This is a genomic window from Bradyrhizobium vignae, from assembly GCF_004114425.1.
GTDB lineage: Bacteria > Pseudomonadota > Alphaproteobacteria > Rhizobiales > Xanthobacteraceae > Bradyrhizobium > Bradyrhizobium vignae.
The window spans coordinates 147,673-171,217 of the sequence record NZ_RDQF01000012.1; the positions used below are offsets into that span (position 1 = coordinate 147,673).

General features: G+C 64.8%; 20 protein-coding genes and 1 pseudogene. 12 read left to right on the forward strand and 9 right to left on the reverse strand.

The features are described from left to right. The 10 genes from EAV90_RS13320 (at position 1) to EAV90_RS13365 (ending at position 11,376) form a co-directional block, all read left to right on the forward strand. Positions 1–963: an ABC transporter permease gene (locus EAV90_RS13320; protein WP_122404319.1), complete on the forward strand. Its 963-nt coding sequence runs from the start codon at positions 1–3 to the stop codon at positions 961–963. 13 nt (positions 964–976) lie between these two features. Then, positions 977–1,963, forward strand: a complete 987-nt coding sequence (locus EAV90_RS13325) for an ABC transporter ATP-binding protein (RefSeq protein ID WP_122404320.1) — start codon at positions 977–979, stop codon at positions 1,961–1,963. Continuing rightward, a complete protein-coding gene (locus EAV90_RS13330) occupies positions 1,960–2,949 on the forward strand; it encodes an ABC transporter ATP-binding protein (protein WP_122404321.1) in 990 nt (329 codons plus the stop codon). The genes EAV90_RS13325 and EAV90_RS13330 overlap by 4 nt, the downstream gene beginning before the upstream one ends. Positions 2,950–3,037: 88 nt before the next feature. After that, positions 3,038–4,843, forward strand: coding sequence for a gamma-glutamyltransferase family protein (locus EAV90_RS13335; RefSeq protein WP_122404322.1), 1,806 nt, complete (start codon positions 3,038–3,040; stop codon positions 4,841–4,843). Between the two features lie 9 nt (positions 4,844–4,852). Beyond that, positions 4,853–5,563 carry a DUF1028 domain-containing protein gene (locus EAV90_RS13340; RefSeq protein ID WP_129143588.1) on the forward strand — a complete coding sequence of 237 codons (711 nt, stop codon included), beginning with the start codon at positions 4,853–4,855 and terminating at the stop codon, positions 5,561–5,563. Then, entirely contained in the window at positions 5,560–6,549 is a 990-nt protein-coding gene (locus EAV90_RS13345) for an ABC transporter ATP-binding protein (RefSeq protein ID WP_122404324.1), read from the forward strand. The genes EAV90_RS13340 and EAV90_RS13345 overlap by 4 nt, the downstream gene beginning before the upstream one ends. A gap of 199 nt (positions 6,550–6,748) precedes the next feature. Then, positions 6,749–7,834 (forward strand): ABC transporter ATP-binding protein, encoded by a 1,086-nt coding sequence (locus EAV90_RS13350; RefSeq protein ID WP_122406765.1) that lies wholly within the window; start codon positions 6,749–6,751, stop codon positions 7,832–7,834. 40 nt (positions 7,835–7,874) lie between these two features. Further along, positions 7,875–9,386 (forward strand): ABC transporter substrate-binding protein, encoded by a 1,512-nt coding sequence (locus EAV90_RS13355; RefSeq protein ID WP_164936900.1) that lies wholly within the window; start codon positions 7,875–7,877, stop codon positions 9,384–9,386. A gap of 157 nt (positions 9,387–9,543) precedes the next feature. Continuing rightward, positions 9,544–10,485 carry an ABC transporter permease gene (locus EAV90_RS13360; protein ID WP_122406767.1) on the forward strand — a complete coding sequence of 314 codons (942 nt, stop codon included), beginning with the start codon at positions 9,544–9,546 and terminating at the stop codon, positions 10,483–10,485. A gap of 3 nt (positions 10,486–10,488) precedes the next feature. Beyond that, a complete protein-coding gene (locus tag EAV90_RS13365) occupies positions 10,489–11,376 on the forward strand; it encodes an ABC transporter permease (RefSeq protein WP_122404325.1) in 888 nt (295 codons plus the stop codon). On the opposite strand, the gene cnbZ is transcribed toward EAV90_RS13365, so the two are convergent. The 8 genes from cnbZ to EAV90_RS13405 form a co-directional block, all read right to left on the reverse strand. Next, entirely contained in the window at positions 11,373–12,119 is a 747-nt protein-coding gene (gene cnbZ / locus EAV90_RS13370) for a 2-amino-5-chloromuconate deaminase CnbZ (protein ID WP_122404326.1), read from the reverse strand. The two genes, EAV90_RS13365 and cnbZ, sit on opposite strands and share 4 nt — an antisense overlap. A gap of 9 nt (positions 12,120–12,128) precedes the next feature. Beyond that, complete coding sequence (locus EAV90_RS13375; RefSeq protein ID WP_122404327.1) at positions 12,129–13,379, reverse strand: adenylate/guanylate cyclase domain-containing protein; 1,251 nt, start codon at positions 13,377–13,379, stop codon at positions 12,129–12,131. Then, the gene (locus tag EAV90_RS13380; RefSeq protein WP_122404328.1) at positions 13,376–13,765 is read right to left on the reverse strand and encodes a response regulator; all 390 of its coding nucleotides are present in this window, start codon (positions 13,763–13,765) and stop codon (positions 13,376–13,378) included. The genes EAV90_RS13375 and EAV90_RS13380 overlap by 4 nt, the downstream gene beginning before the upstream one ends. 344 nt (positions 13,766–14,109) lie before the next feature. Next, positions 14,110–17,205, reverse strand: a complete 3,096-nt coding sequence (locus EAV90_RS13385) for a MexW/MexI family multidrug efflux RND transporter permease subunit (protein ID WP_129143589.1) — start codon at positions 17,203–17,205, stop codon at positions 14,110–14,112. Between the two features lie 70 nt (positions 17,206–17,275). Further along, on the reverse strand, positions 17,276–18,469 hold the full coding sequence (locus EAV90_RS13390; protein WP_122404330.1) for an efflux RND transporter periplasmic adaptor subunit: 1,194 nt from the start codon (positions 18,467–18,469) through the stop codon (positions 17,276–17,278). A 1-nt stretch (position 18,470) separates the two neighbouring features. Continuing rightward, positions 18,471–19,172, reverse strand: coding sequence for a TetR/AcrR family transcriptional regulator (locus EAV90_RS13395; protein ID WP_122404331.1), 702 nt, complete (start codon positions 19,170–19,172; stop codon positions 18,471–18,473). A 158-nt stretch (positions 19,173–19,330) separates the two neighbouring features. Continuing rightward, the gene (locus EAV90_RS13400; RefSeq protein ID WP_129143590.1) at positions 19,331–19,921 is read right to left on the reverse strand and encodes a thiamine pyrophosphate-dependent enzyme; all 591 of its coding nucleotides are present in this window, start codon (positions 19,919–19,921) and stop codon (positions 19,331–19,333) included. Beyond that, positions 19,918–20,460, reverse strand: a complete 543-nt coding sequence (locus EAV90_RS13405; RefSeq protein WP_162500376.1) for a phosphonopyruvate decarboxylase — start codon at positions 20,458–20,460, stop codon at positions 19,918–19,920. The genes EAV90_RS13400 and EAV90_RS13405 overlap by 4 nt, the downstream gene beginning before the upstream one ends. 105 nt (positions 20,461–20,565) lie before the next feature. Here EAV90_RS13405 and EAV90_RS13410 point away from each other — a divergent pair, with 105 nt between their 5' ends. Continuing rightward, positions 20,566–21,786: a cytochrome P450 gene (locus tag EAV90_RS13410; RefSeq protein WP_122404334.1), complete on the forward strand. Its 1,221-nt coding sequence runs from the start codon at positions 20,566–20,568 to the stop codon at positions 21,784–21,786. Positions 21,787–22,012: 226 nt separating this feature from the next. After that, positions 22,013–23,227 carry an ornithine--oxo-acid transaminase gene (rocD, locus tag EAV90_RS13415; RefSeq protein ID WP_122404335.1) on the forward strand — a complete coding sequence of 405 codons (1,215 nt, stop codon included), beginning with the start codon at positions 22,013–22,015 and terminating at the stop codon, positions 23,225–23,227. Between the two features lie 204 nt (positions 23,228–23,431). On the opposite strand, the pseudogene EAV90_RS13420 reads toward rocD, so the two are convergent. Next, positions 23,432–23,545, reverse strand: a pseudogene (locus tag EAV90_RS13420) (IS5/IS1182 family transposase); the annotation flags it as partial.

Consider the following 23,545-nt stretch of genomic DNA (forward strand, 5'->3'; position numbering starts at 1 on the left):
ATGAGCGAAGCCGTCGTTCCACATACGACTGAGAAGCGGGCTGCGGCCGCGCCTGGCCGGTTCAGGCGTGCGCTCGACAGCGACCTGTTCTATTCGTTCCGCCGCTCCAAGGTCACCATGATCGCGGCCGGCGTGACGCTGCTGTTCTTTCTGCTCGCGATCTTCGCCTCGGTGCTGTCGGCGCAAAATCCATTCGACCCGGCGCAGCTTCAGTTGATGAATTCTCGCATCTCCCCGCTCTGGACCGCCGACGGTCAGAGCCCCTTCCTGCTCGGCACCGACGAGCAGGGCCGTGACGTCCTATCCGCAATTCTTTACGGCTTGCGCATCTCGCTTCTCGTCGGCGTGCTCGGCGTCGTGCTCTCCGGTGCGATCGGCATCCTGCTTGGACTGACGGCCGGCTATTTCGGCGGAGCCGTTGATGGATTGATCATGCGCATCGCCGACGTGCAGCTCTCCTTCCCGGCTATCCTCATTGCGCTTTTGATCAACGGCATCGCCAAGTCGGTCTTTGGCAACAAGCTCGACGAGATGAGCATGCTGGCGGTCCTGGTCTTTGCGATCGGTCTGAGCTTTTGGGTGCAGTATGCGCGCACAGTGCGTGGCTCGGTCCTGGTCGAGAAGAACAAAGATTACGTCGCCGCCGCCCAATTGATTGGCCTGCCCGCACCCGTGATCATGCTGCGCCACGTGCTGCCGAACACCACGGGCCCAATCCTCGTGATCGCCACCATCAACCTCGCTCTTGCCATCATCACCGAGGCAACGCTGTCGTTCCTCGGCTCCGGCATGCCCGAGACCATGCCCTCGCTCGGCACGCTGATCCGCATCGGCAACGGCTATCTTTTCGCAGGCGAATGGTGGATCGTCGCCTTTCCAGGGCTCGCGCTCGCGGCGCTGATCCTGTCGATCAATCTGCTCGGCGACTGGCTGCGCGACGCGCTCAACCCGAAGCTTCGATGAGTATGCCTCGCCCATGACCGAACCCGTCCTTTCCGTGCGCAATCTCCAGGTTGAGTTCGCCTCCCGCCGCGGCACGCTGCGCGCCATCAACGACGTCTCCTTCGATATCGCCAAGGGCGAGGTGCTCGGCGTGGTCGGCGAATCCGGGGCGGGCAAATCCGTGACCGGCCTCTCGGTCATCGGCCTTATCGATCCACCCGGGCGTATCGCCGGCGGCGAGGTTCGTCTGGCGGGCCTGCGTATCGACAATCTGCCGCCCGAGGAGATGCGCCGCGTCAGGGGCAAGCGGATCGGAATGATCTTCCAGGATCCCCTGACCTCGCTCAATCCGCTGTACAAGGTCGGCGACCAGATCGTGGAGACGATCCGGACCCATCTCAATCTATCCGAAGCGGCCGCGCGGCGCCGCGCCATCGACCTCTTGGCCGAGGTTGGAATTCCCGCGCCGGAAAAGCGCATCGACGGCTATCCCCACGAGTTTTCCGGCGGCATGCGCCAGCGCGTGGTGATCGCGCTCGCGATCTGCGCCGAGCCCGAGCTGATCATCGCGGACGAGCCGACCACCGCACTCGACGTCTCCGTGCAGGCGCAGATCATCTCCCTGATCAAGCGTCTCGGCCGCGACCACGGCACCGCCGTGATGCTGGTGACCCACGACATGGGCGTGATCGCGGAGACGTCGGATCGGGTGGCGGTGATGTACGCCGGCCGCGTCGCCGAGATCGGCCCGGTGCAGGACGTCGTGAAGAACCCGCTGCATCCCTACGCCAAAGGTTTGATGGGCGCGATCCCGACGCTCGCCGGAGACGACAAGCGCCTCGTGCAGATTCCCGGCTCCATGCCGCGGCTGTCGGCCATCCCGCGCGGCTGCTCGTTCAATCCGCGCTGCGCCTTCGCTTTCGATCGTTGCCGTGTCGAACGGCCGGAGCCGCTGCCGCGCGGCGCGCAATCGGTCGCCTGTCATCTCTATGACACCGTGCCGGCGGAGAGCGCGGCATGAGCGTTCCCTTCGTCCAGGCCAAGAATCTGCGCCGTGTCTTCGATGTCTCGAAACCGTGGCTCAACCGTGTGCTGGAAGGCGGGCAGCTCGAATATCTGAAGGCGGTCGATCACGTCACCTTCGATATCCGGAAGGGCGAGACGTTTGCTCTGGTCGGCGAGTCCGGCTCCGGCAAGACCACGGTGGCGCGTATGGTCGTCGGCCTGTTGCCGCCGAGCTCCGGCGACGTCCTGATCGACGGCATCTCCATGACCGATCCGCGGCAGGCCCCAGCGCGGCGAAAGCTGCGCCGTCGCATCCAGATGATCTTTCAGGACCCCTATGCGAGCCTGAACCCGCGCTTCCGTGTGGACGCCATCATCTCCGAGCCGATCCGCGCCTTCGACCTGATCCAGGGCGAGCGCGACATCGAGGCCCGCGTCGGCGAGCTGCTCAGCCTCGTCGGCCTGCACCCCGACGACCGGCTGAAATATCCGCACGAATTCTCCGGCGGTCAGCGCCAACGCATCGCGATCGCACGCGCGCTCGCATCGGATGCCGAGTTCATCGTCTGTGACGAGCCGACTTCGGCCCTCGACGTCTCCGTGCAGGCGCAGATCCTGAATCTGATGCGCGACCTCCAGGACAAGTTCGGCCTGACTTACATGTTCATCAGCCACAACCTCGCCGTAGTCCGCCACATGGCGAGCCGCGTCGGCGTGATGTATCTCGGCCGCATCGTCGAGATCGCGGAGGGACGCGAGCTGTTTTCCCGCCCGCGCATGCCCTACACCAAGATGCTGCTGGGAGCCGTGCCTGACCTCGCGATGTCTGGCCGCCAGCGCATTCCGGTCAAGGGCGAGATTCCGAACCCGATCAATCCGCCCTCCGGCTGTGCCTTCAATCCGCGCTGTCCGCTGGCGTTCGATCTCTGTCGCAAGGAGACGCCGGAACTGATCGACGGCGTTGCCTGCCACGCGGTCAACACCGCGCCGGTCACGGCGTGACGCGCGCGTGCCATGCAACCTGCGCATTGGCGGCGACGCATCGGCTGTGATCAATTGCGCGCGCCGAAAATAAGGTGGTGAAAGTCCCATGGGCAGCAATATCAATCCCGATCCGTTCACGACGAGGCCCGAGATCGAGGGCACGTTCGGGGTCGTCGCCACCACGCACTGGATCGCGACGGCCGTCGGCATGGGCATTCTGGAAAAGGGCGGCAACGCCTTCGATGCCGGTGTCGCGACCGCCTTCACGCTTCAGGTGGTCGAGCCGCATCTGAACGGCCCCGGCGGCGATGTGCCTATCATCGTGCACGACGTGAAGCGTGGCCGCACCGAGGTGATCTGCGGCCAGGGCCCCGCACCGGCACGCGCCACCATCGCGCATTACAAGAGCGAGGGTCTCGACATGGTGCCGGGCACCGGCCTGCTCGCCGCCTGCGTCCCCGGCACGTTCGAATCCTGGATGATGCTGCTGCGCGACTACGGCACCATGCGGGTGCGCGACGTGCTGGAGCCCGCGATCTCCTATGCGCGCGATGGCTATCCGCTGGTCGAGCGCGCCTGCGCCACGATCCAGACCGTCGAGCAGCTGTTCCGCAAGCACTGGCCGACCTCGGCTGCGGTGTACCTTCCGAACGGCGAGGTGCCGAAGCCCGGCACTCTCTTCACCAACAAGACGCTGGCTGCGACCTACGCCCGCATCCTCAGCGAAGCCGAGAGCGGCGGCGGTGGCCGCGACGCCGAGATCGAGCGTGCGCGAAAAGCCTGGTCGCAAGGTTTTGTCGCAGAAGCCATCGACAAGTTCTGCCGCACCCAGGAGGTGATGGACGTCAGTGGCTCCCCGCATCGCGGCGTGCTTTCCGCCGACGACATGGCACGCTGGCAGCCGACGATCGAGGCCCCGCTCACCTACGACTATGGCCGCTACACCGTCTGCAAGGCCGGCGTCTGGAGCCAGGGGCCGGTGACCCTGCAGCAGCTCGCGCTGCTCAAGGGCTTTGCCCTCGACGGGCTCGATCCGACCGGACCGGAGTTCATCCACCTCCAGATCGAATGCGCCAAGCTCGCCTTCGCCGACCGCGAAAAGTTCTACGGCGATCCCAAGTTCACCGAGATTCCGATCGGAACGCTATTGTCTGATGCCTATAACGACGAGCGGCGCAAGCTCGTCACCGACAAGGCTTCGCTCGATTTCCGGCCCGGCTCTGTCGAGGGCTTTGGCGGCGAGATCAAGCTGCGCCGTGCCGAAGGCCAACGCGAGGCCGTCGGCGCGCTCGGCGCCGGCGAGCCCACCGTGGGACGTTTTGGCGAGGTGCGCGGCGACACCGTGCATTTCGACATCATCGACAAGGCCGGCAATATGGTCTCGTCAACACCGTCCGGCGGGTGGCTGCAATCCTCGCCGATCATTCCCGAGCTCGGCTTTTGCCTGGGCAGCCGCGCCCAGATGTTCTGGCTGGAGGAAGGCCATCCCGCCGCGCTCGCGCCGGGCAAGCGGCCGCGCACGACACTGTCGCCGAGCATGGCGCTACGCGACGGCGAGCCCTATCTCGCCTGGGGTTCGCCCGGCGGCGATCAGCAGGACCAGTGGATCACGCAGTTCTTCCTGCGCCACGTCCATTGCAACCTCAATCTTCAGGAAGCCATCGACGCACCGGCCTGGCATTCCGAGCATTTCCCGATCTCGTTCTGGCCGCGCACCGCGCGCCCCGGCGTGCTCGTGGTCGAGAATCGCGTGCCGAAGGCGACGATCGAGAATCTGCGCGAGCGCGGGCATATCGTCGAGGTCGGCCCCGATTGGTCGGAAGGCCGCCTCACCGCGGCCTCGCGCGTCGGGGTCCGCCGCCGCGCTGCCGCCAATCCGCGCGGCATGCAGGGCTACGCCGCGGGACGCTGAAGGCAACACATGACCTGGTCGATCATCGCGCGCGATCCTGCCACCGGCCAGTTCGGCATCGCCGTTGCGACCCGGTTCTTCGCGGTCGGCGCGCGTGTGCCCTACATCGCCGCCGGCCTCGGCGCGATCGCGACGCAGGCCTTCGTCAATCCCTACTACGGCATTGATGGCGTCAAGCTCTTGCGCGAGGGCCTCAACGCACACGACGTGCTCGCCACGCTCCTGACGACCGACGACGGCCGCGAAAGCCGCCAAATCCACATCATGGATGCGAGCGGCGAGATCGCGGCTCACACCGGGCGCGACTGCATCGACTGGTGCGGCCATATCGCCGGCAGCGGCTTTTCGATCGCCGGCAACATGCTCGCCGGCGCCGATGTCCTGGACGAGACCGCGAAGACCTATATCGCCAATGACAGCCTGCCCTTCCCGCGCCGCCTGCTCGCGGCGATGCGCGCGGGCGAATCCGCCGGCGGCGACAAGCGCGGCAAGCAATCGGCCGCGCTCGTGATCCATCGCGAGGAGGAATGGCCGGCCCTCGACATTCGCGCCGACGACCATCCCGATCCGCTCGGCGAGCTCGAACGGCTCGAGCGCGTCAGCCACGAGCTCTGGGTGCATTTTCGCGACTCGCTGCCGACGCGCCGGAATCCCGGGGGCAATACCGATCGCAGTGTCATCGACGCCAGCATCGCTGCGGCGCGCGCGAGAGGATCATGAGCGCCAGCCCTCTCATCGAGATCAGCGATCTGCGCATTCGCTTTCATGGCGACGACGGCCGCGTCACTCACGCGGTGGACGGCGTCGATCTCAGCGTCGCCAATGGCGCGACGCTCGGTCTCGTCGGCGAATCCGGCTGCGGCAAGAGCGTGACGTCGCTCGCGATCATGGGCCTGCTGCCGAAACAGAGCGCCGAGATATCAGGCGCGATCCGCTTTGACGGCTTCGACCTGCTGACGACGCCCGACGAGACGCTGCGCGACCTGCGCGGCAATCGGCTGGCGATGATCTTCCAGGAGCCGATGACCTCGCTCAATCCGAGCTTCACGATCGGCGACCAGATCATCGAGACCATTTTGCGTCATCGTGGCGGGTCGCGGAAGAGCGCACGCGAGCGGGCAATCGAGCTGCTGCGCCGGGTCCACATCCCTTCGCCCGAGCGGCGCATCGACGAATATCCGCACAAGCTCTCCGGCGGCATGCGCCAACGCGTGATGATCGCGATGGCACTCGCCTGCGACCCTCGCCTCCTCATCGCCGACGAGCCCACCACCGCGCTCGACGTCACCCTGCAGGCCCAGATCCTGGAGCTGATGCGCGAGCTGAAGGCGGCAAGCGGTGCTGCGATCATCCTGATCACCCACGATCTCGGCGTCGTCGCCGAGGTCTGCGACGAGGTCGCGGTGATGTATGCCGGCGAGATCGTCGAACGCGCACCGGTGGATGAATTGTTCTCCGCGCCGCAGCATCCCTACACGGTCGGCCTGCTCGGCTCGATCCCGCGGCTCGACCATCGCGCCGAGCAGCTGGCAACGATCGAGGGCATGGTGCCGAACATGGCCCAGCCGCCCGCCGGTTGCCGCTTCGCCGCGCGTTGTCCCTTCATGCTGGACGCCTGCACCAAGGCGCCGCCGCCGCTCGTGGAGATCAGCCCGGGCCATCTCTCGCGCTGCATCCGCGCGCCGCTCGAACCGTTGGTGTCGTGATGGCGCGGCTCTCTCCTCTCGTGCGCCGGGCGCAGCGCAGCACAAGCGAAGCGCCGTGGTGCGCTGCTGAACCGGGGCCCACGTCGCGGCAGGCTGGGTACCGGTTCAGCGTCGCAACACACTGGACGATGCTTCGCATCTCCAGGCGTGTTGCGCCGCGCCCGGGACACGAGACCTGGGTCCGCAAGGAGCAGACGCGATGACCGCGCTGCTCGAGGTCGAGAGCCTGGTCAAGCATTTCGTCGCCGAGCGCTCGCTGTTCGGCCGGGCACTGGCGCATGTCAAAGCGGTCGATGGCGTGTCCTTCTCGCTGGAAGCCGGCAAGACGCTGGCGCTCGTCGGCGAATCCGGTTGCGGCAAGTCGACCGTCAGCCGGCTGGTGCTGCGGCTGATCGAGCCGGATGCCGGCAAGATTCGCTTCGGCGGCCGCGATCTGCTCTCGCTCGACGCGGGCGGCTTGCGCGCCTTCCGCCGCGAAGCGCAGATCATCTTCCAGGATCCTTACGCCTCGCTCAATCCACGCATGACCGTCGGCCAGATCCTGACCGAGCCGCTGGTACTGCACGATCTCGTTCCAGCGGCGCGGCGGGCCGCGCGGGTCGCCGAGCTGCTGCGGCTGGTCGGGCTGGAGCCGCGGCTGGCGCGGCGCTATCCGCATGAATTCTCCGGCGGTCAACGGCAGCGCATCGCGATTGCCCGCGCCCTCGCCGTTGAACCCAAGCTCATTATCTGCGACGAGCCGGTCTCGGCACTCGACGTCTCGATCCGCTCGCAGATTCTCAACCTGCTGCGCACGCTGCAGGACCGGCTTGGTCTCGCCTACATCTTCGTCTCGCATGATCTCGCCGTGGTCAAGCACATCGCCGACCATGTCGCGGTGATGAATCTCGGTCAGATCGTCGAGACCGCGGAGGCGGACGCATTGTTCGCCGCGCCGCGCCATCCCTACAGCCGCGCACTGCTGTCCGCGATCCCCGTGCCCAAACCGCGGGCAAAGAGCAGCCGGATTGTGCTGCAGGGGGAGATTCCCAGCGCGCTCAATCCGCCGACGGGATGCCGCTTTCACACCCGCTGCCCCTATGTGATCGAGCGTTGCCGCACTCAAATGCCGCAGCTCGTACCGGATGGCACCGGACATGCAACGGCCTGCCACCGAACGTCGGAACTGCCGTCTTCCGCGGCGATCGTCCCGTCCGACGGCGGCTTCTCGCCGGTTCTGGAAAAATTGGTCGCCGCGTTCAGCAGCGGCCCGGAAGCAGCACGCAGCGGCGGGGTTAGTTCGTAGAGGACGAGACCCGGCAGCCATAGAACAGAGGTTGAGAGCGATGAGCTTCATGCGTTTGACAATCCTGGCGTCGGCTTTGCTGACGTCGCTCGTGGGCACGGCCCAGGCGCAGACAACGCTTCGCATCGGCATCGCCGAGGACCCCGACATCCTCGATCCGAGTGTCGGCCGCACCTATGTCGGTCGCATCGTGTTCTCCGCGGTCTGCGACAAGCTGTTCGACATCGACGAGAAGCTGAACATCGTGCCGCAGCTCGCGCTCTCCCATGAGACCTCGGCCGACGGCAAGGAGATGACGATCAAGCTCCGCCCGGGGGTCAAATTCCACGACGGCGAGCCGCTGGATGCGGAGGCCGCAAAATTCTCGCTCGAGCGGCACATGACGCTGCCGACCTCGTTCCGCAAGTCGGAGCTTGCCAGCGTCGACCATGTCGAGCTGGTCGATCCCCTCACGATCAAGCTGGTGCTCAAGACTCCCTACTCGCCCCTGATCGCCCAGCTCACCGATCGGTCCGGCATGATGGTGTCGCCCAAAGCGGCGAAGGAAGCCGGCGACAAGTTCGGCCTGCATCCGGTCTGCGCGGGCCCGTACAAATTCGTCGAGCGCGTCCAGCAGGACCGCATGGTCTTCGAGAAATTCGCCGACTATTGGAACAAGGACAACATTCATATCGACCGCGTCGTCTTCCTGCCGATCGTCGACGCGACGGTGCGCCTCGCCAATCTGAAATCCGGTGCGCTTGATCTGATCGAGCGCGTGCTCGCCACCGACATCAAGGACGTGCGCGCCGATTCCCGGCTCGTGCTGTCGACCGCGCCCGAGCTCGGCTATTACGGCCTCACCGTCAACATCGGCAACGACAAGAGCAAGGGACCGCTGAGCCAGTCGGCCAAGGTCCGCCAGGCACTCGATCTGTCGATCGACCGCGAAGCGCTCAATCAGGTGGTCTTCAACGGCGAATTCACGCCCGGCAATCAATGGGTCAGCCCAACGCATCCATATTATCAGAAGGCATTTCCGGTCCACGGTCGCGACATCGCGAAGGCAAAGGCACTGTTGAAGGAAGCCGGCGTGACCACGCCTGTGACGGTGGACTACATGATTCCCAAGGGGGCGGAGAACGAGGCCGTCGCACAGGTCATCCAGTCGATGGCTGCGGAAGCGGGCTTCGACATCAAGATCCGCGCCGTCGAGTTCGCGACCACGTTCAAGCAGGCGCAGGCCGGTGAGTTCCAGATATTCCAGATCAACTGGAGCGGCCGCATCGATCCCGACGGCAATTCCTACATCTTCATGCGCAGCAAGGCGCCGCAGAACGACGGCGTGTATTCGAACCCGGACGCCGACAAGCTCATGGAAGACGGACGCATGACGTCCAATGTCGAGGAGCGGAAGGCGATCTACGAGAAGCTGGCGAAAATCCTGCTCGACGACTTGCCGATCATCTACATCTATCACCGCAAACTCCTGATCGCGCACACGAAGAAGCTCGAGCGCTACCGGCAGATGCCCGACGGGCTGGTGCGCGTGGTCGGGCTGAAGTTCAAGTGATGGAGCTGGCGATGTGCGCGCGTCCCGGACGCGGCGCAGCGCACAAGCGCTGCACCGGTGAGCCAGGGCCCATGGCGACGGCGAACCGCGGCCGCTGGGTCCCGGTTCAGCGGCGCAACATGGCATGTTGCGCGGCGCCCGGCACACGTGGGGCATCATGCTGAACTTCCTCGCTCGCCGGATTGCGCAGATCGTGCCGACACTGTTCTTCGTGTCGGTGCTGATCTTCTCGCTGCAACAATTGCTGCCCGGCGACCCCGCTTTGGTGATGGCCGGCGAGGAGCGCGATCCCGCCGTGATCGAGCAAATCCGCCGGCAACACCGGCTGGACCAGCCAATTCCCGTGCAGTACGTCTACTGGCTCAAGGGCGTTCTGTCGGGCGATTTCGGCGAGTCGCTGCGCAACAAGATGCCGGTGCGCGAGCTGATCGCGCAGAAGCTGCCGGTGACGCTGCAGCTCGGCTCGATGGCGATCCTGATCGCGTTCTTCATCGGCATTTCCGCCGGCATCGTCTCCGCCGTGAAGAAGGGAACGGCATGGGATTATGGTGCCAATCTGTTCGCCCTCTGGGGCATCTCGACGCCGAATTTCTGGCTGGGAATCCTCCTGATCTTCCTGTTCTCGATCAAGCTCGGCTGGCTGCCGGCGTCGGGCTATGTGCCGCTCACCGAGGACTGGCGCGCGAGTCTCGCCGCCACCATCATGCCGGCCTTCGTGCTCGGCAACGCGATCTCCGCGATCCTGATGCGACATACCCGCAGCGCGATGCTCCAGGTGCTGGAAAGCGACTACGTCCGCACGGCTCGCGCGAAAGGGCTTTCCGAGCGCGTGGTGATCCTCAAGCACGCCATGCGCAACGCGCTCACGCCCATCATCACGCTCGGCGCGCTCGAGCTCGGCACCTTGTTGTCCGGCGCGGTGCTGACCGAGCAGATCTTCTCCATTCCCGGCTTCGGCAAGCTGATCGTGGATGCCGTCTTCAACCGTGACTACGCCGTGGTCCAGGGCGTGGTGCTGGTGACCGCCACCGTCTACATCACGCTGAACCTCGTCGCCGACGTCGCCTATATCCTCGTCAACCCGCGGCTGAGGGGCTAGGCGATGACGGACACAACGCTCCCAGCCAACCCCACCACGCCAGTCTATGAGCTGGACAGCCCGGCGCGCCGCGCGCGGCGGCGGCTGTTCAAGCGCAAGGCAGCCGTGTTCGGGCTTGTCGTGATCGCGATGTTCATCGCGCTTGCCGTCTTTGCGCCCATCGTTGTGCCCTACGATCCCATCGCGACGAGCTGGAGCCTGGTACGCAAGCCGCCGACCGCGGCGCACTGGTTCGGCACCGACGAGCTCGGCCGCGACATCCTGAGCCGCGTCGTCTACGGCGCGCGCGCCTCGCTGCTCGCGGGTCTCATCTCGGTCGCGATCGCGCTCGGCATCGGCGTGCCGCTGGGCCTGCTCGCCGGCTATCGCGGCGGCTTCACCGATGCGCTGATCAGCCGCATCACCGATGCCATGCTGGCCTGCCCGTTCCTGATTTTGGCGATCGCGCTCGCCGCCTTCCTCGGCCCGAGCCTCGGCAATGCCATGATTGCGATCGGCATCTCCGCAACTCCGATCTTCATCCGGCTGACCCGCGGCCAGGTGCTGAGCGTCAAGGCGGAAGACTATGTCGAGGCCGCGCGAGCGCTCGGCAACCCGCCCTGGCGGATCGCGTTCTCGCACATCCTGCCGAACATCCTGCCGTCGCTGCTGGTGCAGGCGACGCTCTCGATCGCCGCCGCCATCATTGCCGAAGCCGCCCTCTCCTTCCTTGGTCTCGGCCAGCAGCCGCCGGCGCCGTCCTGGGGCAGCATGCTCAATGCGGCACAACGCTTCCTGACCCAGGCGCCTTGGATGGCGATCTGGCCGGGCCTCGCGATCTTCCTTGTCGTGCTGTCGCTGAACCTGCTCGGCGACGGCCTGCGCGACGCGCTCGACCCGAGGCAGCGCTAGATCACCAACTCGCGCATCACGCGGCGGCAATCCATCTCGTATTCGAGATCGACCACCGGCGGCCGCGCAAAGTGCCAGGTCAGGCCGGAGCGGAGCGCGCCGCGGCGGACCAGTTCGTCCACCAGCGCATGGTGGAAGTCGTGCACGGAATAGGCCTGCACGCCGGTCGTGTCCTTCCAGCCGAAGCCGAAGGCCGCCATCCGGTTTTCCATCTGCGACGTCGTGGTGAAGCGCACCTTCTCCCGCAGCCCCTCGGGGCTGAGGTCGCGGTAGCGCACCGTGCGCTCGACATAGGTGCCGCTGCCCTCGCGTGCCTCCGCGCCGCCGGCGATGACGAAGCTCGGCAAGTTTGACCGCGTCGGGCGCGTGAAGGAGAACGCATAGAAGGACGGCTCGGATGGTGGATCGATTTCCGGACAGACATTGCTGCGCGCAACCGGATTGCTGGTACCATCGAAGATACCCCATTCCGACAGCGTCTTCACATAGTGCAGGTTGAACGCGCGGAAGCCTTCCTCGCTGAAGGCCGCCGGTGAGCGCAGCTCGCAGGCGCAGAACGCCGTCAGCGGACGCCCCGCCTCCTGGATGAATTTTGCGGCCAGCGCAAAACCTTCCGCGAGCGGCACCAGGCGATCGAAGCGGACGCGCTCGATCTCGTAGCCCTCATCCGCGACGGCGCCCGCGGAATACTGGAACACGGAAGGAATGAAACGGTAGTTGCCGGCGGAGAATTCGCGCGTCATGACGGACTCCTATTCCAATTGCATGCGAGTGCCCTTGGCGCCGTTGAGCAGGCGCTTCAGGTGAAAACCGGCCAGCGGATCGTCGGCGTGCATGCCGACCAGTGCGGCAAAGGCCGGCATGGCACCGGCATCGCCCGCCTCCATCTTGGCGAAAGCCTCGGAATAAAGCGCGGTTTCCGGCGCTTCGAACTTGGCCCGCGGCAGCGGTTCGAACGCGCGCAGCGGTTCGCTGCGGCCACGGAGTATCAGGTCGCCCACGGGACGCCCTTGAAAATTCTCGGCCGCTTCGGCCACGCTGGCGCTGACGCAAATGCGGGTGCCCAGATGTTTGTTGGCTGCTTCGAGACGCGCCGCGATGTTGATGGAGTCCCCATAGGCCGTGTAGTCGAAGAAGCGGTTGCCGCCGAAATTGCCGACCAGCGCCGGCCCGGCGTGAATGCCGATGCGCGTCGTGCCGATGTTCACACTCTTGGCCTTCTGCCGCGCGCAAAAATCCTGTGCCCAGGCGTCGAGATCATGGGCGCAGGCAACCGCGCGCGTCGCATAGTCCGGCTGATCGCCGGGCGCATTGAACAGCACCTGGATCGCATCGCCGATGATCTTGGCAACGGTCCCCTCGTGCGCGAAGACGATCTCGGTCATCCCGCCGACATACTCGTTGAGAAGCTCGCCCAGCGTCTCGGGCGGCGCGCTTTCGACGAGCGAGGTGAAGCCGGTGATATCCGTGAAGATGGTCGCGACGTTGCGCCACTGCACTTCGATCCCCTCACCTTCGCCACCGGCCGCCAGGCGCTTGGCGAGCTCAGGCGAAAAATGACGCGACAGCGCAGCATGGGCGCGCTCTGCCGCCACCTGGCGGCGCCGCACCTCTCGCAGCATCTCCACGTGGCGAATGGTTTTATCGATCGTCGCTTCCAGATCGGCGAAATCGATGGGCTTGGTCAGGAAGTCGAACGCGCCGCGGTTCATGGCTGTGCGGATGTTGCTCATGTCGCCATAGGCGGAGACGATGACGGTCGATTTCTTGTCCTCGGTCTCCTGGAGCTTTGCCAGCAGCGACAGCCCGTCCATCCGCGGCATGTTGATGTCGGAGACCACCATGTCGACATGCGGGTTCTCCTCGAGCGATTCCAGCGCCTCCAGGCCGTCGCGCGCGAAGATGAGCGCGAGCTGCCCATCGCGAATCTGCCTGCGGAATTTCTGCAGGATCAGCGCCTCGAGGTCCGGCTCGTCGTCGACGAAAAGGATGGTCGCAGTCATGCGGCTTGCTCGAGCCTCGTGTCGATCTCCTGTCGCAGCAGCGCGAAGTCGATCGGCTTGGTAAGAAGGCCGACGGCGCCGCGCTCGATCGCCTTTCGGCGCGTCTCGGCGTCGCCATAGGCCGTAATCATGATGACGGGTACGTCCGGATGCGCGGCGCGCACCTTCGGCAGCATGTCGAGCCCGCTCATGCCGGGCATGTTGACGTCCGACAGGATCAGGATCAGCGAGGGATCGCGGACCTCGGCGGCGCGCTTGAGCGCGTCGGGGGCCGAGAGCGCGAACTCCATCTGGAAGCGGCCGGCGCGCAGGTCGCGCCGGAACTGCTGCCGGAACAGCGCTTCGACGTCCGGCTCGTCGTCGACGACCAGGATGTAAACGTTCAAGTCTTGCCTCCAGTAGTTCGGCCCGCCGCGATCATGCGCGGCAGCGTCATGATTTGGAAACTACACCTGCCTTGGTGTTCACGTCCGCGGTGAGCCTAGAGCATGCCCCCGAAAAGTGCGCAGCGGTTCTCCGAAAAGACCATGTCCAAGACAATAACCTAAAGCGCGAATGACGACTCACCCTAATCTCGCGCTTCAGCAAGAAGAACCGCTCCCTCTCGCAAGCGGGCTAAGGAACCGTCCCGCGGCTGAGGCTGCAGCCGCATGCCGCCCATACAGGGACACGACGAAAAGGGCGGCAGCGGATGACCGCTGCCGCCCTCGGGACCGGTTTGCGTTGCGCCTCAGGTCGGCCGCAACACCTTTGTGCCAAGGTCGAGTTCGTTGACCTGTTTGTTCCGCTCGGAATCGGCCGCCGCGCGATGGTCGGTCGCCAGCACCACGTAGACTGCCGGCAGCACGAACAGCGTGAACAGCGTGCCGATCGACATGCCGGCGACAACCACGAGGCCGATCGAGAATCGGCTGGCGGCGCCCGCGCCGGTTGCAGTCAGGAGTGGGATCAGGCCGGTCACCATCGCGGCCGTGGTCATCAGGATCGGCCGCAGGCGGATGCGGGCCGACATCTCGATGGCCGAGCGGCGGTCGAGCCGTTCATTGACCTGGAGCTCGTTGGCGAACTCCACCATCAGGATGCCGTGCTTGGTGATCAGGCCGACCAGAGTGAGCAGACCGACCTGGGTGTAGATGTTCATGGTCGCCACGCCGAAGAACAGCGGGATCAGCGCGCCGACGATCGCCATCGGCACCGAGATCATGATGACCAGCGGATCGCGCAAACTCTCGAACTGCGCCGCCAGCACCAGGAAGATGATGATCAGGGCGAAACCGAAGGTGATCGCGAGTTGGTTGCCTTCCTGCACGTATTGACGGCTGTCCGCCAGATAGTCGTGGCTGAAGCCCTGCGGCAGCTTCTTGGCCTCGCCTTCGAGGAAGTCCACCGCGGCGCCGACGGTCACACCGGGCATCGGCACGGCCGAGAACGTCGCCGAATTGAGCTGGTTGAAGTGGGTCAGCGAATTCGGGTCGGTCTTGGTCTCGATGGACACCACGGTCGACAGCGGAAGCTGCTGACCGGTATTGGTCGTCACGTAGTAGCCGCCGAGCGATTCCGGCGACAGCCGCTTGGCGCGCGGCACCTGCGGGATCACCTGGTAGGACCGGCCCTCGAGATTGAAGCGGTTGATGTAATTGCCGCCGAGCAGCACCGCGAGCGTCGAGCCGAGGTTCTGCATGTTGACGCCGAGGTCCTGCGCCTTGGTGCGGTCGATCGTCACCTTCACGTTCGGCTGGTTGAAGTTGAGATCGCTGTCGGAGACGATGAACATGCCGCTCTTGCGCGCGGCGTCCCTCAGCTTCTCCATCTGTTCATAGACCGTCTGGAACCCGGCCGTGGAGTTGATCACCATTTGGATCGGCAGGCCGCCCGGTCCGCCCGGCAGCGGCGGCAGGTTGAACGCGAAGGCCTGCACGCCCTCGATCTTGGAGAGCTCGGCCTGCACCAGCGGCTTCAGCTGGATCGACGAGCGCTTGCGCTCGTCCCACGGTTTGAGCAGCATGCCGGCGATACCGCCCTGCGGACCGTTGATGCCGTTCAGCACGAAGCGCAGATCGGTCTCGGGGAACTTTGCGAATTCCTTGTCGAGCTTCTCGCCATAGAAATCGAGATAGTCGATGTTGGCGTATTTCGGCGCCTTGGTCACCGCGAACACGATGCCCTGGTCTTCCTCAGGCGCCAGCTCCTTCGATGTGTGCATGTAGAGGAAGCCGACGAGGCCGAGGATCGTGATCGCGAACAGGCCGGTGATGGCCTTGTAGTCGAGCGAGCGATCGAGCTTGCGCCCGTACCAGCGCGTGATCGCGCCGAACACCCGGTTCACGAGCTTGGCGAAGCGCCCCTCTTCGGTGTTCTTCAGCAGCACCGAGCACATCATCGGCGACAGCGTCAGCGCGATCACGCCCGACACGATCACCGAGCCCGCGAGCGTGAAAGCGAATTCGCGGAACAGCGAACCGGTGAGGCCGCCGAGGAACCCGATCGGTGCGTACACCGCCGCGAGCGTGATGGTCATCGAGATGACCGGTCCCACGATTTCGCGCGCGCCTTGCAGCGAGGCCTGGACCGGCGACTTGCCCTCCTCCAGATGGCGGTGGATGTTCTCCACCACCACGATGGCGTCGTCGACCACGAGGCCGATCGCGAGCACCATCGCGAGCAGCGTCAACAGGTTGAAGCTGAAACCCAGCGCCAGCATGAGTGTGCAGACGCCGATCATCGACAGCGGGATGGTGACGACGGGAATGATGACCGAGCGAAGCGAGGCCAGGAACAGGAAGATGACCACGATCACGATGATCACGGCTTCGCCAAGCGTCTTCTCCACCTCGTCGATCGAGGACTGGATGAATTTGGTCGAGTCATAGGCGACCTTCATCTTCATCGAGGGCGGCAAATTGCGCTCCAGCTCGGGGAACAGCGCGCGAACGCCCTTGACCAGCGTCAGCGGGTTGCCCTGCGGCGTTGCCTGCACGCCGATGAAGATCGCGTGCTCGCCGTTGAAGGCGACGCTGGCATCCGTGCTCTGGGCCGCGAGCTCGACGGTGGCGATGTCTTCCATCCGCACGAAGCCGCCGTCCTTGGCCTTCACGATCATCTTCTTGAACTGATCGACATTGGTCAGGCCCGTATTGGTCGAGACGTTCGAGACGATCAGATAGCCCTTGGTCTGACCCGCCGCAGACTGGAAGTTGTTGGCCTGAATGGCAGCGGCAACGTCGGCCGGCGACACGTTGCGGCCGGCCATCTTCACGGGATCGAGCCACAGCCGCATCGCAAACGTCTGGCCGCCCAAAATGTCGGCCGAGGCGACGCCGTCGACGGTCGACAGCACCGGCTGCACCACGCGCGTCAGATAGTCGGAAATGGCCGAGCCCGACAGCTCCTCGGACGAAAAGCCGAGATACATCACGGCCGTGGTCTGACCCGTTGTCTTGGTGACGATCGGATCGTTCGACTCCTTCGGGATCAGGTACTTCACCGAATTCGTCTTCGCCAGCACCTCGGTGAGCGCCTGGTTCGGATCGAAATTCAGCTTGATGTAGACCTGAATCGTCGAGGTGCCGAGCACCGAGGACGAGGTGATGTAGTCGACGCCCTCGGCAGAGGCGACCGCCTGCTCGATCGGCGTGGTGATGAAGCCCTGGATCAGGTCCGCGGACGCGCCGGGATAGACGGTCGTGATGTTGATGACCGTGTTCGACAGTTTCGGATATTGCCGGATCGGCAGCACCATGGCCGCGCGCAGTCCGATCAGCAGGATCAGCAGGCTGACGACGACCGACAGGACCGGGCGCTTGATGAAAATATCGGTAAAGGCCATCGCGGCGATCTCGATTTCTATGTCTCAAGAAGCGTGATCCGGCTTGGCCGGATCACGCGAATGTTAGGTGTCAGTACCGCGGCGCCTGCGCCGGGATTGCCGGGGTCGGGTCAGTCGAGATCGACACCGGCGCGCCCGATTGCAGCTTGAGCTGACCGACGGCGACGACCTTGTCGCCCGCCTTCAAGCCCTTGACGATTTCGACGCGGCCTTCGACCCGGTTGCCGGTCTGCACGAAGGTGCGTACCGCCGAGAGGCTGGTCTTGCCGTCCGCTTCCTTCTTCTCGGTGATCACGAACACGGAGTCGCCGTAGAGCGTGTAGTCGACCGCGGTTTCAGGCACGGTGATCACCGCCGGCTTGTCCGGCAGCACCACCGTGGTGGTCACGAACATGCCGGGCTTCAGGATCTTCTCCGGATTGGCGATCGTCGCCTGCACGCGGATGTTGCGGGTGTCGGCTGCGATCTGCGGCTCGATCGTGGTGATCTTGCCCTCGAAGGTGCGACCAGGATAGGCGTCGACCTTGAGCCGCACGGTCTGGCCGACCTTGAGACTGCCGGAATCCTTTTCGGTCACCGTGAAGTTGGCCCACAGCTCCGACAGGTCGGTCAACGAGACGATCGCCGTGCCGGCCGTCAGATACTGGCCGACCTCGACCTTGCGCATGCCGAGATCGCCGGAGAACGGCGCGCGCACCAACTTCTGCGAGATCAGCGCCTCGGTTTTGGCAATGCCCGCCTGCGCCTGGTCGTAAGCGGCCTGCGCCTGGTCGACGGTCGCCTGCGGGCCGAACTGGCGAGAGGCCAGCTGCTTGGCGCGGTCGAGCGAGAGCTGCGCGACGGTCGCCTGCGCCTTGTAACTGGCTAGGTCGCCCTGCTCGGGCGTGTCGAACAGCTGCACCAGCGGCGTGCCGGCCTCGACATGCGTGCCCGGCTCGAACTTGATCTCGGTGACGCGACCGTTGACGTCGGCGCTGACGTCGACCTGGTGCACCGCGACAAGGCTGCCGACCGCAGTGAGCAGGTTCGGCACCACCTCGGACTTCGCCTCGGCTGCGCTGACGGCCGTCGGCGGCGGCTTGTTGTTGGCGAAGAACTGCTTGATCATCTGGCCGCGGAAGTAATTGAACCAGACGAGGCCACCGACGAGCACGGCCAGCAGCGTGCCGACGATGATGAACCAGCGCACCGGCCGGACCGGACGCTTGGGAGCCTTGTTGTCGATCGGTTCGCCCGAAATCTTGTGTTCGGCTACGATGTTCATGTCATGCACTTTCTGCAATCGCGGCCTTGCCAGCACCTGCGGCCTGATTGCGGCCCAGATGCGAAGCAATTGCGGCGTCGTTAAGTCCGATACCCCTCAGGAGAAACTCACAGAGCTGCCGCTCGAGGTCGCCAGCCTTGCCGTACGCGAGGCAAGGCGTGGCCGGCAGCCTGGTCAGCGCAGCCGTCATCACCGTGTGATGTGCAAACCAGAACAGGTTGAGCGGATCGCCGCTGAATGGCCGCGCGTCACCGCTGGCGACCGCACGCTCGAGCGAGGCGACGAAGACAGCCCCGATCAGCTTCTCGATCTTGGCATATAGCAGACGGGCGAATTCGCCATCATCCAAATGACTCGTGGCCATCAGTCGCAGGCGCTGCGCCTCTTCCTGGTCCGGCCCCTCGACGATCTCGAGGAAATGCTCGACCATGCCACGGATCACTTCGACGAGGGTGGCGGTCGACGGCTCCCGCTCGAGCAGCTCGATCAAAGCCGGATCCGCCTCGCATTCGTCGCTGAGGATTTCGGCGTAGAGCGCCGCCTTGGACGGGAAATGCTTGAACAGCAACGCCTCGGAAATGGCAGCGGCGGCCGCCACGCTCTTCGTCGTGGTGCCGTTATAGCCGTGTCGGGCAAAGCAGCGCTTTGCGGCGCCGAGGATCAATTGACGCCTCAGGTCGCTCGTCATACGCAATGAGCTCATGCTGGGTGAGTAAGCACTCACCCACGCAGAAGTCAAGCACTATGTTGCATCGCAACCTGCATGCGGTGTGAAGCTAGTGGAGAATATCCAGCCTGCACGGCACGCGTGCAGGACAGATGCCAAAGGATGCAGAGGATGCAAAGGATGGGGCGGACCGCCTAAATCGGCTGGAAGCCCAGCTCGGCGCGGATCCGATTGACGACGTAGGTCCCGTCCCGGGTCGGCAGAATTCGCTCCAGATTGGCGCTATCGATCTTCACATTGGCAAATCGCGGGCCCCCCGACACCTCATGGATGGCTTTGGCGAAGGCCTCGACCTCCGCCATGGTCGTGACGGCCCGGCTGTCATCGATGCCGCAGGCCCGGGCGACGCCGACGAGGTCGGCGGCAGCCGAGGTGTGGCTGGTCTGGCCGCCGGTCTCGCCATAGGCCTCGTTGTCGAGCACGGCGATCGAGAGATTGGCGGGCTTCTGCAGCCCGATGGTGGCGAGGCTGCCCAAGCCCATCAGCATCTCGCCGTCGCCGGTGATGACCAGCACCGGCAGTTTCGGCTGCGCTAGCGCCAGACCCAGCCCGATCATCGCCGCACCGCCCATGCCGCCCCAGAGATAGAAGTTGCGGGCATGGTCGCCGGCCGCGCACATGTCGTTGGTGGAGGCACCGAGGCCGCCGATCGCAACGACGTCTTTGCGGTTCGCAAGCAGGGTGGAGACCACCTGTCGGCGGTCGAGGAGATTGGCCTTGCTCATTTGGTGAAAACCTTGGCGCCGATCAGGCGCTGCGACAGAAGGACGGCGGTGGGCGTAAGCGCGTTGTAGGCCTGGGCTGCGGCGGCCTCTAACACCGCCGGCACCTCGGCTGCGTGCGAGGCGCGCAATACCTGGACGCCGGAGAGCTCGAACACGCCTTGCGTGGTCGAACCCATGGGCACCTGCCAGGGATTGAACTCGCCCCACTCGCCACGCATGGTCACCAGCGTGAGGAACGGAAAGCGCAGGATCGGGATCAGCGAAAGCATGTTGATGCAATTGCCGACGCCGCTCGATTGCATCAGCAGCACGCCACGCTGTCCGCCGGCCCACGCGCCGGCGAGCAGCGCCACGCCTTCCTCCTCGGTCGTCAGCGGAATGCCGCGCATGGTGGAGGAATCCAGCACGCGCTGGATCAGCTTCGAATGACCGGCGTCAGGCACGTAAGGCACCTGTCGCACGTCGAAGCGTTGCAAGGTCGCGAAGATATCGTCGGGCCAGTTCGGCGCCGTGTCGGCAGCGTCAGCGCGTGCGTGCATTTTCCCGTCCGGTCGGCTAGCAAGGTGCAAAGACTGTAGGCGCATGCGCGCGCCGACCAGAACAACAAAAACGGCATAACGGCTTTAACCGGCGAGTATAACGGGATGAACGCAGATGCGAAGGCGCTGGCGGCAAGCTTCGACCTCGAGAAGCTGACGCCGGAATTCTACGACAACCCCTATCCGACTTATCGTGCACTGCGGGAGAACGAGCCGGTCAAGCGCCTGCCGAACGGCACGGTGTTCCTGACCCGCTATGACGATCTCGTCACCACCTACAAGAACACGAAGTCGTTCAGCTCGGACAAGAAGCGCGAGTTCGCGCCGAAATACGGCGACACCCCGCTCTACGAGCACCACACCACCAGCCTGGTCTTCAACGACCCGCCCGCTCATACCCGGGTGCGCCGCCTGATCATGGGCGCACTGTCGCCACGCGCGATCGCGGGGATGGAGAGCGATCTTATCAAGCTCGTCGACAGTCTGCTCGATGCCATCGCGGCCAAGGGCGATTGCGAGTTGATCGAGGATTTCGCCGCTTCGATTCCGATCGAGGTGATTGGCAATCTGCTCGACGTTCCCCATGGCGAACGCGGGCCGCTGCGCGATTGGTCGCTGGCGATCCTCGGCGCGCTCGAACCCGTGGTGTCGCCTGACCTGGCTGCGCGCGGCAACAAGGCGGTGACGGACTTCCTTGCCTATCTCGAAACGCTGGTCGCGCGGCGGCGTGCAAAGCCAGGCAATCCCGAGCGCGACGTGCTGACGCGACTCATTCAGGGGGAGGAGAACGGCGAGCGGCTGACCGAGAAGGAGCTGCTGCACAATTGCATCTTCCTGCTCAATGCCGGCCACGAGACCACCACCAATCTGATCGGCAATGGCCTCGTCGCGCTGGACCGCCATCCCGACCAGAAGCAGCGGCTGATCGAGAACCCCGACCTGATCAAGACCGCGGTCGAGGAGATGCTGCGCTACGAGAGCTCGAACCAGCTCGGCAACCGCATGACCACGGAGAAGGTCGAGCTCGGCGGCGTCATGCTCGAGGCGGGCACATCGGTGACGCTGTGCATCGGGGCAGCCAACCGGGATCCCGCGCAGTTTCCCGATCCTGAACGTTTCGACATCGCGCGCACGCCGAACCGGCACCTCGCCTTCGCCACAGGCGCACATCAATGCGCCGGCATGGCGCTGGCGCGGCTGGAAGGGGCGATCGCGATCTGGCGCTTCCTGGCGCGCTTCCCGAACTATGCCGTCAGCGGCCAGCCGGTGCGGGGCGGACGGGTGCGGTTTCGTGGGTTCTCGAGCGTGCCCTGCTCGATCGGATGAAGCCTCAAAACAAAAATTGCGAAAACAACCCCATGCACAGTAGAGGCCGGGTCGACGGACGAGGCCCTGCGGTTCGGCAGAACTATCTGACATCAAGGATAAATCGGGCCGCACCACGCCATTGGTGAATGCAGGCTTCCAAGGCGGCAGGTTGATACCCAAATCAAGCTGAAGGCCGCTGGTGCCGTCGGTTGACGCCCCGTGCGCGGCAATGGAGTGACGACAAATGAGCTCGTCGGTCATTGATTTCATCGCAACGGAAGCACGCTTTGGGGCCCGCAATTACGAGCCGATCGGGGTCGTTCTGTCGCGCGGCGAAGGTGTCTGGGTCTGGGATACCGAAGGCAACCGTTATCTCGATTGCCTGTCGGCCTATTCGGCGGTCAGCCAGGGCCACTGCCACCCCAAGATCCTGGCCGCCATGGTCGAACAGGCGCGCCGGCTGACGCTCACCTCGCGGGCCTTCCACAACGACCAGCTCGCCCTGTTCTACGAGGAGATCGCGGCACTCACCGGATCCCACAAGGTGCTGCCGATGAACAGCGGCGCGGAGGCAGTCGAAAGCGCGATCAAGTCGGTGCGCAAATGGGGCTATGAGGTCAAGGGCGTGCCGGACGGCCAGGCCGAGATCATCGTCTGCGCCAACAATTTTCACGGGCGCACGCTGGCCATTGTCGGCTTTTCGACCGATCCCGAGACCCGCGCACATTTCGGGCCGTTCGCGCCGGGCTTCAAGATCATCCCGTTCGGCGACGCCGCGGCGCTGGAGCAGGCAATCACGCCAAATACGGTCGCCTTCCTGGTCGAGCCGATCCAGGGCGAAGCCGGTGTCATCATTCCTCCAGCCGGCTATTTCACGAAGGTGCGCCAGCTCTGCACCGCCAATAACGTGATGCTGGTGCTCGACGAGATCCAGACCGGGCTCGGCCGCACCGGCAAGCTGCTCGCTGAACAGCACGAGGGCATAGAGGCGGACGTGACGCTGCTCGGCAAGGCGCTGTCCGGCGGCTTCTACCCGGTCTCGGCCGTGCTCTCGAACAACGACGTGCTCGGGACCTTGAGACCCGGGCAGCATGGCTCGACGTTCGGCGGCAACCCGCTTGCCTGCGCAGTGGCGCGCGCGGCGCTGCGCGTGCTGGTCGAGGAAGGCATGGTCGAGAACGCGGCCAAGCAGGGCGCGCGCTTTCTCGAAGGCCTGAAAGACATTCGTGCCAATACGATTCGCGAGGTGCGCGGGCGCGGCCTGATGCTGGCGGTCGAGCTGCATCCCGAGGCCGGCCGCGCCCGCCGCTACTGCGAGGCGCTTCAGAGCAAAGGCATCCTCGCCAAGGATACTCATGAGCAAACGATCCGCATCGCTCCGCCGCTGGTGATCACAAGCGACCAGGTCGATTGGGCGCTGGAACGGCTCGCCACCACCCTGACGCAGGATTTCTCTTGAACCTGCCTGCGTCGGAAGATCGCAGGGCGGCGGCGGCCGATAGCAGTAGGCTTGCCAAATGTCCGTTACGCCCTGGTAGCGATTGAATCCCGCACAGAGGCGGAACGACGCGATGGCTAGGAGCGGATTCTTCGCCTCGTCCTCTTTCTCTCAATCGAGAGGGCAAACTCTGATGCATTCGAAACTTTGATCTAGGGTCCGGACTCAATTGATCCACCAAGTAACGGCGGCGACCAAGAGGATGGCCGAGAGGAAGTTGTCGGCTCGCTTGTCGTAGCGGGTCGCAATCCGCCTGAAGTCCTTGAGGCGGCAAAACAT

Excerpts from the sequence above, each read along its gene's own strand:
- EAV90_RS13320 (WP_122404319.1), top strand. The coding sequence starts at position 1 with ATGAGCGAAGCCGTCGTTCCACATACGACTGAGAAGCGGGCTGCGGCC.
- rocD (WP_122404335.1), top strand. The coding sequence starts at position 22,013 with ATGAGCTCGTCGGTCATTGATTTCATCGCAACGGAAGCACGCTTTGGG.
- EAV90_RS13400 (WP_129143590.1), bottom strand. The coding sequence starts at position 19,921 with ATGAGCAAGGCCAATCTCCTCGACCGCCGACAGGTGGTCTCCACCCTG.
- EAV90_RS13385 (WP_129143589.1), bottom strand. The coding sequence starts at position 17,205 with ATGGCCTTTACCGATATTTTCATCAAGCGCCCGGTCCTGTCGGTCGTC.
- EAV90_RS13410 (WP_122404334.1), top strand. The coding sequence starts at position 20,566 with ATGAACGCAGATGCGAAGGCGCTGGCGGCAAGCTTCGACCTCGAGAAG.
- EAV90_RS13340 (WP_129143588.1), top strand. The coding sequence starts at position 4,853 with ATGACCTGGTCGATCATCGCGCGCGATCCTGCCACCGGCCAGTTCGGC.
- EAV90_RS13335 (WP_122404322.1), top strand. The coding sequence starts at position 3,038 with ATGGGCAGCAATATCAATCCCGATCCGTTCACGACGAGGCCCGAGATC.
- EAV90_RS13390 (WP_122404330.1), bottom strand. The coding sequence starts at position 18,469 with ATGAACATCGTAGCCGAACACAAGATTTCGGGCGAACCGATCGACAAC.
- EAV90_RS13365 (WP_122404325.1), top strand. The coding sequence starts at position 10,489 with ATGACGGACACAACGCTCCCAGCCAACCCCACCACGCCAGTCTATGAG.
- EAV90_RS13345 (WP_122404324.1), top strand. The coding sequence starts at position 5,560 with ATGAGCGCCAGCCCTCTCATCGAGATCAGCGATCTGCGCATTCGCTTT.
- cnbZ (WP_122404326.1), bottom strand. The coding sequence starts at position 12,119 with ATGACGCGCGAATTCTCCGCCGGCAACTACCGTTTCATTCCTTCCGTG.
- EAV90_RS13355 (WP_164936900.1), top strand. The coding sequence starts at position 7,875 with ATGAGCTTCATGCGTTTGACAATCCTGGCGTCGGCTTTGCTGACGTCG.
- EAV90_RS13405 (WP_162500376.1), bottom strand. The coding sequence starts at position 20,460 with ATGCACGCACGCGCTGACGCTGCCGACACGGCGCCGAACTGGCCCGAC.
- EAV90_RS13360 (WP_122406767.1), top strand. The coding sequence starts at position 9,544 with ATGCTGAACTTCCTCGCTCGCCGGATTGCGCAGATCGTGCCGACACTG.
- EAV90_RS13330 (WP_122404321.1), top strand. The coding sequence starts at position 1,960 with ATGAGCGTTCCCTTCGTCCAGGCCAAGAATCTGCGCCGTGTCTTCGAT.
- EAV90_RS13350 (WP_122406765.1), top strand. The coding sequence starts at position 6,749 with ATGACCGCGCTGCTCGAGGTCGAGAGCCTGGTCAAGCATTTCGTCGCC.
- EAV90_RS13375 (WP_122404327.1), bottom strand. The coding sequence starts at position 13,379 with ATGACTGCGACCATCCTTTTCGTCGACGACGAGCCGGACCTCGAGGCG.
- EAV90_RS13395 (WP_122404331.1), bottom strand. The coding sequence starts at position 19,172 with ATGAGCTCATTGCGTATGACGAGCGACCTGAGGCGTCAATTGATCCTC.
- EAV90_RS13325 (WP_122404320.1), top strand. The coding sequence starts at position 977 with ATGACCGAACCCGTCCTTTCCGTGCGCAATCTCCAGGTTGAGTTCGCC.